The sequence below is a fragment of the Gillisia limnaea DSM 15749 genome (genome assembly GCF_000243235.1).
GTDB lineage: Bacteria > Bacteroidota > Bacteroidia > Flavobacteriales > Flavobacteriaceae > Gillisia > Gillisia limnaea.
The window spans coordinates 2,619,903-2,634,295 of the sequence record NZ_JH594606.1 but is presented as its reverse complement, the minus strand read 5'-3'; the positions used below and the strand labels follow the sequence as shown (position 1 = coordinate 2,634,295).

Genomic DNA, 14,393 nt, shown 5'->3' with positions numbered 1-14,393 from the left:
TTTGTTTTTTTGGGTTGTTTTGTAAATAGGTTGATAGTATTGGGTTTTAATTTTTCGGAGGTTGATTTAAGGTCAAATCGGTTCCAAGATAATCCTGAACAGTCCTGAAGCCTATATAACTTCTCGCGGTATCTGCAAATTCGTAATCCCTGGTGCTCACCTGCAAAAAGTAAGCAACATCCTTCCAGGAACCTCCGCGAACAACTTTTCTAAAATCATCTTCATTATTCACATTCGGGTTCATGGAAGACATATATTCATAGGAAGATGGATCGTAGGAGGAATTCACCCATTCCGAAACATTTCCGGCCATATTATATAGGTTGTAATCATTGGGCTCGTAAGATTTTGCTTCTACAGTGTACAAAGCCTGATCTGCAGCGTAATCCCCCCTTAAAGGTTTAAAGTTAGCCATAAAACAACCGCGGTCATTTTTGGCGTAAGGACCACCCCATGGATATGTAGCAGATTGCAATCCGCCACGTGCAGCGTATTCCCATTCTGCTTCTGTAGGCAATCTATAAGTGGGAACATCGTGATCTCCTTTTTTCTTTCTGAAAGCATTATGATATAAGGTTCTCCATTGAGTGAAGGCTTTAGCCTGCTCCCAGGTTACTCCAACCACCGGGTAATCATCAAAGGCTGTATGCCAGTAATAATCATTATGCATAGGTTCGTTATAGGAATAATTGAAATCCTTGATCCAAACTGCTGTATCCGGATAAACCAATACTTCTTCAGTTTTTATAAAATCACTTCGCTTTTGAGCTTTAGATCTTGCCGCGGCCTGAATATCCATCCATCGGTACTTGAATTTTAATTTCTTGACATCAATAGTACGTTGGCCGTTGTATGATTCTTCTAATGGGATGTACATGGTATCCATAACCCTTGCATAGGCTTCATCCGGATAATCACGGGTATCCCAAATAATATCAATATCCTTATTAAGTTTTCTTCCCTGGTAATCTTCAGAAAATGAGGTATAGTTATCATACATATACTTCTCATAAACGGTCATGTTCTCAGGATCACTGTCTAAAAAGGCATATTCCCCAATTCCATCATCACCAGCAACATTTCCTTCAAAATCGGCCTCAATAGCCAATCTCATTCTAACGATAGAATCCCTTACCCAGTTGGTAAATTGTCGGTATTCTGCATTGGTTATTTCCGTTTCATCCATATAGAAAGAACGCACGGTTACTGTTTTGGGAGGAGCATTTTTCATGTCTGCCATGTCATCATCGGCCTTACCCATAATAAAGGCACCACCTGGTACCAATGCCATACCGTAAGGTTTTTCCGGATTCCACTTTTTTCCTTGTGCTCCAACCAGCTGACCACGATCTCCACGACTACAACCAGCAAGAATTGCAATAATGGCAATAAGCGAAATGATTTTCTTCATAATATCTTTCAGGGTTACGGCAAATTTTATTTAGGTGGTAAACCTATCCAATTATTTTATAAAAAACAATAGGCACGGTAAAAATACTCTAAATCTTAATAAGCCATTATTTTTTATAATTCGTTCTTTCTCTTTGTTTTGTACCATCTTTCAGGAATTACCTGATTACAGGCCTCTAAATAATCTTCCTCACTGCAAGGTAATAACGTATGCCTTTTTAATTTAGTATTGGAATTGGAAATAAATGGTATTTCTATCCACCATCTTCCGCTTACCGGGCTTTTAAAAAACACAAGCACCTCATCATCAATAGGAACCTGATATTTTATAAAATCCTTTTTTGCTGAAAGGGTATCTTCATCCGTTCTGTAATTCACTCCTTCAATAAAATACCAAAGCATTTGAGCGATAAGCATATTTCCTGTTCCTGAAAAATCTGAAGAATATTCATAAATTCCAAAAGAGCTTACCTTATCACTAATTCCGGCATACCGGGCAAGGGCACAAATCTCTTTTCCGTCAAATCCATTGGGGGAATTCAAATGACTTCTCCCTATAACCGAAGAATTCACGGCTCCCAAATCTATTCCAACCAAATTGGCATCCCGCATCACAGGCTCAATAGTGGTTATATTTTTTGACACTTCTCCCAACCTGTAGGCATCAAAGAACAAACGCTCCATCAATTCTATTTCATCCTGAGAATTGAAATAGGTTTGATACCCCACATTTGAATAATTGAAGAGATTATAAGGTTTATTTACAACGATCTTCCCAATGTAAGACCGGTTGCTAATAGGTTTTTCTGCATCGCCTAAATCAAAACGGCTGTCTATATTTACAAGGTTCACCATTTGTGAAATCGTATCATAGGCGCGGTATTGGGCATATATCAAATCCTGACTTCCTCCCAAAATTACCGGGATTATCCTTTTTTTAACAAGCTCTTTTACCAGGGTTTGTAAAGCAAAGTACGTATCTTCTACGGTTTCTCCCTTTTCTATATCCCCAAGATCTGCAATATTCAAATACCAGTTTCCCGGAAATAAACTATAAAAAGCTCTTCGAATTCCGTTAAAGTTTAGGAATTCATCGCCATTTTTAATTGCCAGTCGATTTTCCTTAACTCCAAAAACAGCAATTCTTATGTCCTCCAATTCCGGAATACCAGATTTCCTGGAATGCATTTTTAGTTGCCCGCTTAGGGTATTAGATTCAAAAGAATTAATTTCTTCCAAAAATTCCTCATCCAGAGGATTTAAAAATTCAAAATCCATTAATTACTTCTTTTTTGTGGTGGTTTTTTTAGCAGTTCCTGCTTTTTTGGCTGAAGTTTTCTTCTTCGCTGCCGGCTTCTTTTTTGCAGGTTTCTTGGTTTTTTTATCCAGGATCTCTTTAACTTCTTCTAAAGTTAATTTTGAAGCATCCACTGTTTTCGGCAATTCAATTTTGGTTTTTCCCTTTAGGATATTGGAACGGCCCCAGCGTGCTTTTTCAACTCTAATTCCTTCCTCTTCCCAATTATGGATAACCTTTTCTATTTCTTTTCTCTTCTTATCTTCAATCAATTCCTCGATCTCAGCATCGCTTAAATTATCGAAATCGTACTTTTTATTAACGTTGATAAAGATATCATTCCACTTTAAAAACGGACCGAATCTACCTACTCCCTTTTGAACAGGTTTTCCATCATAAACATAAATAGGAGCGTCTGCTTTTTCCTTGGCTTTAATCAGCTCCAAAGCCCTTTCCATATCCACAATCATTGGGTCCTCTCCTTTATCTAGAGAAACAAAGGTTTTTCCATAGCGCACATAAGGACCAAAACGGCCATTATTCACCTCTACTGTTTCTCCTTCATATTCCCCTATTTCCTTTGGAAGCTTGAACAAGTCCATAGCTTCTTCATAGGTAATAGAGTCTAAAGTTTGATCCGGCATCAAGCCGGCAAAACGTGGTTTTTCATCATCCTCCACAGAACCAATTTGTACCATAGGCCCAAATTTACCCAATCTCACACTTACTGGTTTTCCAGTTTCAGGATCTTCGCCAAGAATTCGCTCTCCTACTTCCCTTTCTGCGTTTTCGGCAACATCCAGAACCTGTGGATGAAATTCTGAATAGAAATCCCGCATCATTTTGGTCCATTCTTCATTTCCTTCAGCAATATCATCAAAACTCTGCTCCACTTTCGCTGTGAAATTATAATCCAGAATGTTCGAGAAATGATTTACTAAAAAATCATTAACAACAGTTCCAACCGCAGTGGGAACCAATTTACCTTTATCACTTCCTACCGTTTCGGACAGCATTTTTTCGCTAAACGTATCATTTTTAAGGATCAATTGCGCATAATTTCGCTCCATCCCTTCTATCGAACCTTTTTCAATATAATTCCTGTTTTGAATGGTTGAAATAGTTGGTGCATAGGTTGAAGGTCGACCAATTCCAAGTTCTTCCAGTTTTTTCACCAAAGAAGCTTCCGTATATCGATAAGGAGGTCTTGTAAACCTTTCGGTAGCTGTTATATAATTGTTTTCCAGCTTTTCATTTATCTTTAGAGCAGGCAACATTCCTTCCTGTTCCTCATCTTCATCATCGCTTCCTTCAAGATAGACTTTTAAAAACCCATCAAAAATTAAGACCTCTCCGTTTGCTGTAAACTGCTTAGTATGTTTATCTGCATCAATTTTAACATTGGTTCTCTCCAACTCTGCTTCACTCATTTGAGATGCAACGGTACGCTTCCAAATCAATTCGTACAGGCGCTCCTCATCGCGATCTGCTTTTACCGTATGATTTTCAAAATTGGTAGGTCTAATTGCCTCGTGTGCTTCCTGAGCTCCCTTTGATTTCCCTTTAAATTGCCTGGTTTTTGAATATTTTTCTCCGTAGGATTTTAGGATCTCCTGCTTTGCCCCTTTTCTCGCATCTTCAGAAAGATTTACACTATCCGTTCTCATATAGGTAATATGACCGGCCTCATATAAACGTTGAGCCATTGTCATTGTTTTACTTACCGAGAAATACAATTTCCTTGCAGCTTCCTGTTGCAAGGTAGAAGTTGTAAAAGGTGGTGCAGGTGATTTTTTTGCAGGCTTGGTAGAAAGATCTGCTACTTTATAATTGGCGCCGGTATTTTTCTTCAGAAAATCCTCAGCCTCTTTTTTAGTGTCAAAATTTTTCGGAAGCTTCGCCTTAAAGGTTTTTCCTTCTTCCGTAGTAAATTCAGCATCGATCCTGAAAGAGGCTTCTGCTTTAAAATCCTGGATCTCCCGCTCGCGTTCTACAATTAACCTTACCGAAACAGATTGCACTCTTCCCGCTGAAAGTCCGCCTTTTACCTTTCTCCATAATATAGGAGAAAGCTCATAGCCTACGAGCCTGTCCAGCACTCTTCTTGCCTGTTGCGCATTTACCAGGTTATAATCTATGCTTCTAGGATTGTCAATCGCTTTTAAAATGGCCGATTTGGTGATCTCATGAAATACGATTCGTCTTGTTTTATCTTTATCCAGTTTCAACTCTTCTGCCAGGTGCCATGCGATCGCTTCCCCCTCCCGGTCTTCATCACTCGCCAGCCACACAATTTCAGCGGTCTTGGCTAATTTCCTGAGTTTGCTAACTACATCCTTTTTATCTTTATTAACGATATATTTAGGCTTAAAATCTCCCTCCGTATCTACGCCCAATTCCTTGGTTGGTAAATCGGCAATATGACCAAAACTGGAGGCTACGGTATAATCCTTACCTAAAAATTTCTCAATGGTTTTTGCCTTGGCCGGAGATTCCACAATCACTAAATTCTTTGCCATAAATCTTTATTTTCTAGGTGCAAAAGTAGGGCAATTTTTAAATATGCTGCTCTTTTACTAAAAAATCCGCTTTACTTCCTTAAAATTACCGGTTAAATTTTTATGCTGTCACTTTGTCACAACTTAACTAAAAGCTATCTTTGCCAGCGAAACAAACGAAAGCTTGAGAAGGAGTTATGGAGAAAATCATAGATGAAGAATTACAGGGAAATTCCCTTATACTGGAGCCTAAAACTGAAAACACCCGAAAGCTTTTTATTGAAAGTTACGGATGCCAGATGAACTTTAGCGATAGTGAGGTGGTGGCTTCCATTCTTCTTAAAGAAGGATTTAATACCACCCAAAATTTAGAAGAGGCAGATCTTGTATTGGTAAATACGTGTTCCATTAGAGATAAAGCAGAACAAACCGTTCGTAAACGTTTAGAAAAATACAATGCCGTTAAGAGAATAAATCCAAAAATGAAAGTGGGCGTTTTAGGATGTATGGCCGAACGTTTGAAAAGCAAATTTTTAGAAGAGGAAAAAATCGTTGATCTTGTGGTTGGCCCGGATGCCTATAAAGATTTACCTAATTTGATCAAAGAAGTTGAAGAAGGTCGAAATGCGGTAAATGTGATCCTCTCCAAAGAGGAAACCTATGGTGATATTTCCCCGGTGCGATTACAAAGCAACGGCGTTTCTGCGTTTGTTTCCATTACAAGAGGTTGTGACAATATGTGCACTTTTTGCGTAGTACCTTTCACACGGGGTCGCGAACGAAGCCGGGACCCTCAAAGTATTCTTGAAGAAGTGAGGGATCTGGCTGAAAAAGGCTACAAGGAAATCACCCTGCTAGGTCAAAATGTGGATAGTTATTTATGGTACGGTGGCGGACTTAAGAAAGATTTTAAAACCGCTTCTGAAATTCAAAAGGCTACTGCAACTAATTTTACTAATCTTTTGAAGATGGTTGCTGAAGCTCAACCTCATATGCGAATACGTTTTTCTACATCGAATCCACAAGATATGACCCTGGATGTAATCGAGCTAATGTCCCGCTATAAAAATATTTGCAACCACATTCATTTACCGGTTCAAAGTGGAAGCAACCGGATCTTAAAAGAGATGAATCGTTTACATACACGTGAAGAATATTTCACGCTGATTGATAATATCCGGAAGATCCTGCCGGATTGTTCCATTTCTCAGGATCTTATAATAGGATTCCCAACAGAAACAGAAGAGGATCATTGGGATACATTATCTTTATTGGACTATGTAAAATACGATTTTGGATACATGTACAGCTATTCAGACAGGCCGGGCACTATGGCCTCCAGAAAACTGGAAGATGATGTCCCCGAAGAAATAAAAAAACGTCGTTTGGCAGAAATTGTGGCCGTTCAAAGAAAACACAGCTTATACAGGACGCAGGAATTTCTTGGAAAAACCGTGGAAGTTCTTATTGAAAAGGAATCAAAAAAGTCGGATCTTGAATGGAGCGGCAGGACACAACAAAACACCGTTGCTGTTTTTCCGAAAGAACATTATAAAATAGGAGATTTTGTGAAGGTGGAGATACTGGATTGTACCAGTGCTACTTTAAAGGGAAAAGCCGTTGGATAGAAGATAGAAAGAGAAATATTTGTGCATTCCTGGCTACTATTTTTACCGGAATTATTGAGCAAAAGGTTAGATTTTGAATACTAAATTTTACCGAATGAAGAAAAATTTAAACAATAACAAAATTAATTCCCCCAATGGGGATCACTGGACCAACTTATGGAATCTATACAGGCAATAAAACAGCGTTTTGAGATTATAGGCAATGATCCTAAACTCAATCGGGCAGTGGAGAAAGCTATGCAGGTAGCTCCCACAGATATTTCGGTGTTGGTTACCGGGGAAAGCGGAGTGGGAAAAGAAAGTATTCCCAAGATTATTCATGCCCTTTCTCACAGAAAGCACGGAAAATACATTGCGGTAAACTGTGGCGCTATTCCCGAGGGAACGATAGACAGCGAACTATTTGGTCATGAAAAAGGAGCTTTTACAGGCGCTAACCAATCCAGAAATGGATATTTTGAAGTTGCCGATGGAGGAACAATTTTTTTGGATGAAGTTGGTGAACTTCCACTAACCACACAGGTAAGACTGCTAAGGGTCTTGGAGAACGGGGAATTTATCAAGGTTGGCTCCTCAAAAGTTCAACAAACCAATGTTAGGATTGTGGCAGCTACAAATTTGAATATGTTTGAAGCCATTAAAAAGGAAAGATTCAGGGAAGATCTTTATTACAGATTGAGCACCATAGAAATCAATTTACCACCACTACGAGACAGAAAGGAAGATATTCACTTATTATTCCGAAAATTCGCTGCAGATTTTGCCCTGAAATATAAAATGCCAACCGTGCGACTTGAAGACGATGCCGTTGAGGTATTGTTGAAATATAAATGGGGAGGAAACATACGCCAATTGCGAAACATCGCAGAACAAATTTCTGTTTTAGAACAAAAACGCAGCATTAGCGAAAAAGACCTGAAATCATACCTGCCGGATATTGGAAGCAATTTACCAGCCGTCATTGCCGACAAGAAAAAGGGCGCCGATTTCAGCAATGAACGAGAGATCCTTTACAAGGTGCTTTTCGATATGAAAAATGACCTGAACGACCTGAAAAAGCTAACCATGGAATTGATGGAAAGCGGCAACCACAAGAAAGTTCAGGAAGAACAAGAAGGACTCATTCAAAAGATCTATGGAGATGAAGAGGATATAGAATCTGAAGAAATGGAGGACGAGGAAATGGAAGTACTTCAAATTCCACAAAACCAGCAGGAAAATAAAAAAGATAAGTATTATTTTGCTGAAGAAATTGAAGAGGAAGAAACGCTTTCACTTCAGGATAAAGAACTGGAGCTTATAAAAAAATCCCTGGAGAGACATAGTGGAAAACGAAAAACCGCTGCAGAAGAACTTGGCATTAGCGAACGAACTTTATACAGAAAAATCAAACAATATAATCTATAATAAATCCCACACCGGGCAAAAACCAAGGTGCCATTGGATGAAAAAAATAAAGATCATAATTTACTCAATAAGCCTTTTAACGATGACCTCCTGTGGTATTTATTCCTTTACAGGGGCAGATACCGGAGGGGCTTCCACGTTTCAGGTTAATTATTTTCAAAATGCGGCAAATCTTATAGAACCGGGAATTGAACGAACTTTTACCCTGGAACTGCAAGATCTCATATTAAACCAAACAAATTTAAGCCTTACAAATTCGGGTGGGGATTTGATCTATGAAGGAGAAATAGTAGATTACTATATTGCTCCCATAACAGCGACAGCACAAAATACGGCAGCACAAAACAGGATCACTATTTCTGTAAATGTTAGATTCTACAACTCACTGGATCCTACACGGAATTTTGAAAGACGCTTTTCATTTTATTATGATTATCCCGCAAATTCACAATTAACAGGCCCCGTACTGGAAACAGCGCTGGATGAAATTTACAGCAGGATCACTCAGGATATTTTTAATGCTTCTCTTACAAATTGGTAAATGACTGCAAAGGAACTGACATATTTATTTGAAAATTCGGCTTCCATATCCAGCGAAGATACCGAAAGACTGGAAAGTGTGCTTCATAAACACCCTTATTTCCAGGCGGTACACGCAATCCACCTAAAAGGTCTGTACACACAAAATAGCCTCAATTATAATTCTGCCTTAAAAAAAACTGCTGCCTACACCATCGATAGAAGTGTGCTTTTCGAATTTATCACATCCCGGGATTTCATTCAGGATAAGGTAGCGCTTCAAATCAAAAAACAGGAGGAGAATTTGAGGGATATAACTGTTTTTGAACCCCAGGAAGTTTTTGGAAACAAGAGTATTTTGATTGATGACGCCATCAAAATGAAGAAGAATGAATCTGAGAGGGTTATGGATCCCAACTTATTTGAAAGACCGGCACAGAAACCTTTAGAAGAAGATATTCCGAAAGAAAACATTTTAGAAGAAATTCCTGAAGCCGGAAGTCCGCTGGACTTTAATGCTTCCGAAACACATTCCTTTTCAGAATGGCTTGCGATAACGAGAGCTCAACCAATTGAGAGAGAAAATGAGAATACCCAAAGTATTTCAGATTCCAAATCACGCAAATTTGATCTAATTGATGATTTTATATCTAAAAGCCCGAAGATAAAACCCAACAACCCATCTACTTCCAACAACCTTGCGGCAGACAGAGGCGTGCCTGCGGAAGCCTTGATGACAGAGACGCTGGCCCGGGTGTATCTGGAACAAAAAAATTATAAAAAAGCTTTGCAGGCTTATAAAATTTTAATTTTGAAAAATCCCGAAAAAAGTGGTTTCTTTGCAGACCAAATTAGGGCAATTAAGAAATTACAAGAAAATAACAATTTACAAGAATGAGCACATTCACTATCTTTTTAGCATTAATAATTATTGTAGCATTTTTACTAGTAGTAGTAATCATGGTTCAAAATCCTAAAGGCGGCGGACTTTCTTCCTCATTTGGAGGTGGCGGCGGTCAACAATTGGGAGGAGTTAAGAAAACAACCGACTTTTTAGACAAAAGCACCTGGACGCTTGCAACTTTATTACTGGTATTGATCTTATTGTCTAACGTAACTATAATGGATGGAAATTCTCCATCTGAATCCAGAGTTATTGATAGTCAACCTGCATTAGAAACCAATGTCCCTGCTCCTGTACAGTCTCCCGTTCAAAATCCCGGGGAAGATAACAACTAAGACCAGCATATTCAATATAAGGTTAAATGCCAGCTTATGACAAGCTGGCATTTTTTATTTAATAATGTCAGTATTGTGGTAGTGGCATACTTTTGGTCATTTCATGCTTCGTACAAAAGAAATTAATTAACTAAAATAAATTACACAAATGGCTTTAAAAATTAAACCACTTTCAGACAGGGTACTCATAGAGCCTGCTGCTGCCGAGACAAAAACTGCCTCGGGAATTTACATCCCGGAAACCGCTAAAGAAAAACCTCAAAAAGGTAAAGTTGTCGCGGTTGGAAAAGGATCCAAAAAACACGAAATGACCGTAAAAGTTGGTGATGAAGTGCTTTATGGAAAATATGCAGGTACTGAACTCAAGCTGGAAGGTAAAGACTATCTTATTATGCGGGAAGAGGACATCCTGGCTATCGTATAACCACACACGTGTAATTGCTCTATGAACGGATTTTTCCAGACATAATCAAAATTACAAAAATCAACTATTTTAAATTTAACCAAACATTTCTGAAAGAGCTAGGCTCATTCAGAAACAAATTAAAAGTATAAAAAATGGCAAAAGATATAAAATACAATATTGCAGCTCGTGATGGAATTAAACGCGGGGTAGATGCATTGGCCAATGCTGTAAAAGTAACATTAGGTCCAAAAGGGCGTAATGTAGTTATAAGCAAATCATTTGGCTCACCAACAGTAACCAAAGATGGTGTTACCGTTGCAAAAGAAATAGAGTTGGAAGATCCGTTGGAAAACATGGGAGCTCAAATGGTAAAGGAAGTTGCTTCCAGAACCAATGACCTTGCCGGAGATGGTACTACTACTGCTACTGTTTTGGCGCAGGCAATTGTAAAAGAAGGTTTAAAAAACGTTGCTGCAGGTGCAAATCCAATGGATTTGAAACGTGGAATCGATAAAGCAGTTCTTGCTCTTACCGAAAATCTTGCAAAACAAACCAAAGAAGTTGGAAACTCTTCTGAAAAAATAAAGCAGGTAGCTTCTATTTCTGCAAATAATGATGACCATATTGGGGAATTAATCGCCGAGGCTTTTTCTAAAGTTGGAAAAGATGGGGTTATCACCGTTGAAGAAGCTAAAGGAACTGAAACTCATGTAGATGTTGTTGAAGGAATGCAGTTTGATCGTGGATATCTTTCTCCATACTTTGTTACCAACAGTGAGAAAATGACTTCAGATCTTGAAGATCCATACATCTTATTGTATGACAAAAAGATCTCTTCAATGAAAGATCTATTACCAGTTTTGGAGCCAGTTGCACAATCTGGAAAACCATTATTGATTATAGCCGAGGATGTAGATGGCGAGGCCCTTGCTACACTGGTAGTGAATAAATTAAGAGGTTCTTTGAAAATCGCTGCTGTAAAAGCTCCGGGATTTGGAGATCGCAGAAAGGCGATGTTGGAGGATATTGCTATCTTAACGGGAGGTACAGTAATCTCTGAAGAAAGAGGTTTCTCTCTGGAAAATGCTACGCTGGAAATGCTTGGTAATGCAGAGAAAATTGCTATCGATAAAGATAATACAACCATAGTAAATGGAGGAGGAGATAACAACGCGATCAAAGAACGTGTTAACCAGATAAAATCTCAGATTGAATCTACCACTTCCGACTATGACAAAGAAAAACTTCAGGAACGACTTGCTAAATTGGCAGGTGGAGTTGCCGTACTATATGTAGGTGCAGCTTCAGAAGTTGAAATGAAGGAGAAAAAAGACCGTGTAGACGATGCTCTTAATGCAACCCGTGCAGCTATTGAAGAAGGCATTGTTGCCGGAGGTGGTGTTGCGTTGGTTCGCGCCAAGAAAGCTTTGGAATCTTTAAAAGGCGAAAATGCCGATGAAGAAACCGGAATTCAAATCGTGAATAAAGCTATTGAGTCTCCATTACGCACCATTGTTGAAAATGCAGGTGGTGAAGGTTCTGTTGTGATCAATAAGGTATTGGAAGGCAAAAACAACTTCGGTTATGATGCAAAAACCAACACTTACGTAGATATGATGAAAGCAGGTATTATAGATCCAAAAAAAGTTACCAGAATCGCACTTGAAAATGCAGCTTCTGTAGCCGGAATGATCTTAACCACCGAATGTGCTTTAATCGATATTAAAGAAGATAGTTCCGGTGGCGGTATGCCTGGAGGAATGGGTGGCGGAATGCCCGGAATGATGTAGTAGGCAATGCCTGCAGCTAAATTCAAAAATCCCGCTTCATTATATGGAGCGGGATTTTTAATATTTTAAAATTTTAGCTGCCTTATCAAGGTAGTTTTTTACAGGAATCACACCTCTGCTCTTCTAAATTCAAATGCCCCTTCTCTCAGGTTAATTCCATATTCCAGATAAGCCTTAAGGCAGCCAAGAAAATTCGCCCAACCCTCGGTATTGCCTCCAAACCATTGAATTCCTGCTTTGTCATTGGGCATTTTCCCTTCAGTTACTTTCACCAGGGTACTTTTATCTGGCATTTCCGTAAGACTGATGCTTACCAGTAATTTCTTAGCCTTTGCTCCTTCCCATTCAAAAGAGATAAATTCATCAGGAATTAGCCTTTTTACTTCTATGACTACCGCTCCTTCGAACTCCGGAAATTTCCATGAAATGGATTTTCCAGCTGCCATATTTCCGGTGCTTTCAGAAATAAAATAATTAGACATTTTTTCTGGATTTACGATGGCATCAAAGACCTCGGCTTTAGATTTTGAAATTTGAATTGCCGTTTTGATTTCTAACTGGTCCATATTTAAATTTTAGGCTCTCTAAGATATTTATTTAAAAGATAAAATCCCGATCCCAATATCATTTTAACAGTAATCACAATTCTAATTCAGATCCCTCAGCACTAATAAATTTAATATCTTGCCAGAGTTTCAGATTAATTCCAATTACATGAATAAGGCATTAAGATCCCTCATTTTGATTTCCGGACCATTATTATTTACAATAATGCAAATCATTGGCAAACCAGATTCCATGCCAGAGGCTGCTTTTGATGTGCTTTGTGTTACCATCTGGATGGCACTCTGGTGGGTTACCGAAGTAGTTCCTATTGCTATTACTGCATTGTTACCAATAATTTTATTTCCGCTCACAGGCGCACTAAGTATTGAAACCACTACGGCTGCCTTTGGCCATAAATACGTCTTTTTATATCTGGGTGGTTTTATGCTCGCTGTAGCTATAGAAAAATGGAATCTCCATAAACGTATTGCCCTTTCTATAATAAATTTTATAGGAAGCGATATAAAAATGATCATTTTAGGATTTATGTCGGCAACCGCATTTCTGTCTATGTGGATCTCCAATACAGCAACATCGGTGATGATGTTGCCTATAGGAACCGCGATTATAAGTCAGCTACAAAACAATCCCGATACAAAAAAAGATGAAAATGCACTCTTCGGAAAAGCGCTTATGCTGGCCATTGCATACAGCGCATCCATTGGAGGAATTGCTACCTTAATTGGAACTCCTCCAAACCTTGTATTCGCAGGAATTGTAGAAGAAATCTATGGAATTGAGATCAGTTTTACAGAATGGATCATTATAGGCTTTCCTATTTCAATAGTGCTACTTATCATTTGCTGGAAATACCTTACGGGATTTGCTTTTAAATTTGACCAGCCAAAATTCCCTGGAGGAAAAGAAGAGATCAATCGGCATTTAAAAGATTTGGGGAAAATTAGCAAACAGGAAAAGCGGGTTCTCATTGTTTTTGTATTGACAGCCTTTTGCTGGATAAGCAGGTCGTTTTTACTTCAGCCGTTTTTTCCTTTTCTAGACGATACCATCATTGCAATTATAGCGGCGATATGTTTGTTTATAATTCCGGCAGGAATCAATGGAGATCGATTGATAAACTGGGAAGAAGCAGTACAAATTCCCTGGGGAATAATCCTGTTGTTTGGCGGTGGGATGGCCCTTGCAAAGGCCTTTGGAGATAGCGGCCTTGCCGTCTGGATTGGGGAGCAACTGGTAAACCTAGAAAATCTCCCTCTTTTCTTAATAATTTTAATTCTTGTGACTGCTGTAAATTTTTTAACCGAAGTGACTTCCAATCTAGCTACAACGGCGATGTTACTGCCTATACTGGCCACCATGGCACTAGCCCTTGAAGTGCATCCTTTTATGTTAATGATAAGTGCTACCCTTGCCGCTTCATGTGCCTTTATGCTACCGGTTGCAACTCCACCTAATGCGGTTGTTTTTGGATCCGGGCATCTGCGGATCCCCGACATGATAAAATCGGGAATATGGATGAACCTGATTTCTATTATTCTAATCACTTTAGAGGTATACTACCTTTTACCGCTTATCTGGGATTTTAACCCGAAAATTATCCCGGAAGAATTTCTATTTTCCAAATAGAAATTC

At 38.8% G+C, this 14,393-nt stretch carries 12 protein-coding genes; 8 read left to right on the top strand and 4 right to left on the bottom strand.

Annotated features, from left to right (window positions below):
- Positions 1-46: 46 nt before the first annotated feature.
- The 3 genes from porK to topA form a co-directional block, all read right to left on the bottom strand.
- Positions 47-1,411, bottom strand: coding sequence for a T9SS ring complex lipoprotein PorK/GldK (gene porK, locus GILLI_RS13450; RefSeq protein ID WP_006989667.1), 1,365 nt, complete (start codon positions 1,409-1,411; stop codon positions 47-49).
- Positions 1,412-1,524: 113 nt separating this feature from the next.
- Positions 1,525-2,688: a formimidoylglutamase gene (locus GILLI_RS13445; protein WP_006989666.1), complete on the bottom strand. Its 1,164-nt coding sequence runs from the start codon at positions 2,686-2,688 to the stop codon at positions 1,525-1,527.
- Between the two features lie 3 nt (positions 2,689-2,691).
- Entirely contained in the window at positions 2,692-5,226 is a 2,535-nt protein-coding gene (gene topA, locus GILLI_RS13440) for a type I DNA topoisomerase (protein WP_006989665.1), read from the bottom strand.
- A 176-nt stretch (positions 5,227-5,402) separates the two neighbouring features.
- Between topA and miaB the strand changes: the two genes are divergently transcribed.
- The 7 genes from miaB (at position 5,403) to groL (ending at position 12,194) form a co-directional block, all read left to right on the top strand.
- Entirely contained in the window at positions 5,403-6,833 is a 1,431-nt protein-coding gene (gene miaB / locus GILLI_RS13435; protein WP_006989664.1) for a tRNA (N6-isopentenyl adenosine(37)-C2)-methylthiotransferase MiaB, read from the top strand.
- A 156-nt stretch (positions 6,834-6,989) separates the two neighbouring features.
- The gene (locus GILLI_RS13430) at positions 6,990-8,240 is read left to right on the top strand and encodes a sigma-54 interaction domain-containing protein (protein ID WP_006989663.1); all 1,251 of its coding nucleotides are present in this window, start codon (positions 6,990-6,992) and stop codon (positions 8,238-8,240) included.
- Between the two features lie 37 nt (positions 8,241-8,277).
- Positions 8,278-8,781, top strand: coding sequence for an LptE family protein (locus GILLI_RS13425; RefSeq protein WP_006989662.1), 504 nt, complete (start codon positions 8,278-8,280; stop codon positions 8,779-8,781).
- Complete coding sequence (locus tag GILLI_RS13420; protein WP_006989661.1) at positions 8,782-9,657, top strand: hypothetical protein; 876 nt, start codon at positions 8,782-8,784, stop codon at positions 9,655-9,657.
- Positions 9,654-9,998, top strand: a complete 345-nt coding sequence (gene secG / locus GILLI_RS13415) for a preprotein translocase subunit SecG (protein ID WP_006989660.1) — start codon at positions 9,654-9,656, stop codon at positions 9,996-9,998. Before GILLI_RS13420 ends, secG begins: the two co-directional genes overlap by 4 nt.
- A 148-nt stretch (positions 9,999-10,146) precedes the next feature.
- Positions 10,147-10,422: a co-chaperone GroES gene (locus GILLI_RS13410; protein ID WP_006989659.1), complete on the top strand. Its 276-nt coding sequence runs from the start codon at positions 10,147-10,149 to the stop codon at positions 10,420-10,422.
- A 134-nt stretch (positions 10,423-10,556) separates the two neighbouring features.
- On the top strand, positions 10,557-12,194 hold the full coding sequence (groL, locus tag GILLI_RS13405) for a chaperonin GroEL (protein ID WP_006989658.1): 1,638 nt from the start codon (positions 10,557-10,559) through the stop codon (positions 12,192-12,194).
- A gap of 107 nt (positions 12,195-12,301) precedes the next feature.
- On the opposite strand, the gene GILLI_RS13400 is transcribed toward groL, so the two are convergent.
- Positions 12,302-12,760, bottom strand: a complete 459-nt coding sequence (locus GILLI_RS13400; RefSeq protein ID WP_006989657.1) for an SRPBCC domain-containing protein — start codon at positions 12,758-12,760, stop codon at positions 12,302-12,304.
- Between the two features lie 148 nt (positions 12,761-12,908).
- On the opposite strand from GILLI_RS13400, the gene GILLI_RS13395 reads away from it, so the two are divergent.
- On the top strand, positions 12,909-14,387 hold the full coding sequence (locus tag GILLI_RS13395) for an SLC13 family permease (RefSeq protein ID WP_006989656.1): 1,479 nt from the start codon (positions 12,909-12,911) through the stop codon (positions 14,385-14,387).
- The last annotated feature ends 6 nt before the right edge of the window (positions 14,388-14,393 follow it).

Bases quoted from the DNA above. Each gene is read 5' to 3' on its own strand.
- porK (WP_006989667.1), bottom strand. From the start codon at position 1,411: ATGAAGAAAATCATTTCGCTTATTGCCATTATTGCAATTCTTGCTGGT.
- GILLI_RS13445 (WP_006989666.1), bottom strand. From the start codon at position 2,688: ATGGATTTTGAATTTTTAAATCCTCTGGATGAGGAATTTTTGGAAGAA.
- topA (WP_006989665.1), bottom strand. From the start codon at position 5,226: ATGGCAAAGAATTTAGTGATTGTGGAATCTCCGGCCAAGGCAAAAACC.
- miaB (WP_006989664.1), top strand. From the start codon at position 5,403: ATGGAGAAAATCATAGATGAAGAATTACAGGGAAATTCCCTTATACTG.
- GILLI_RS13430 (WP_006989663.1), top strand. From the start codon at position 6,990: ATGGAATCTATACAGGCAATAAAACAGCGTTTTGAGATTATAGGCAAT.
- GILLI_RS13425 (WP_006989662.1), top strand. From the start codon at position 8,278: ATGAAAAAAATAAAGATCATAATTTACTCAATAAGCCTTTTAACGATG.
- GILLI_RS13420 (WP_006989661.1), top strand. From the start codon at position 8,782: ATGACTGCAAAGGAACTGACATATTTATTTGAAAATTCGGCTTCCATA.
- secG (WP_006989660.1), top strand. From the start codon at position 9,654: ATGAGCACATTCACTATCTTTTTAGCATTAATAATTATTGTAGCATTT.
- GILLI_RS13410 (WP_006989659.1), top strand. From the start codon at position 10,147: ATGGCTTTAAAAATTAAACCACTTTCAGACAGGGTACTCATAGAGCCT.
- groL (WP_006989658.1), top strand. From the start codon at position 10,557: ATGGCAAAAGATATAAAATACAATATTGCAGCTCGTGATGGAATTAAA.
- GILLI_RS13400 (WP_006989657.1), bottom strand. From the start codon at position 12,760: ATGGACCAGTTAGAAATCAAAACGGCAATTCAAATTTCAAAATCTAAA.
- GILLI_RS13395 (WP_006989656.1), top strand. From the start codon at position 12,909: ATGAATAAGGCATTAAGATCCCTCATTTTGATTTCCGGACCATTATTA.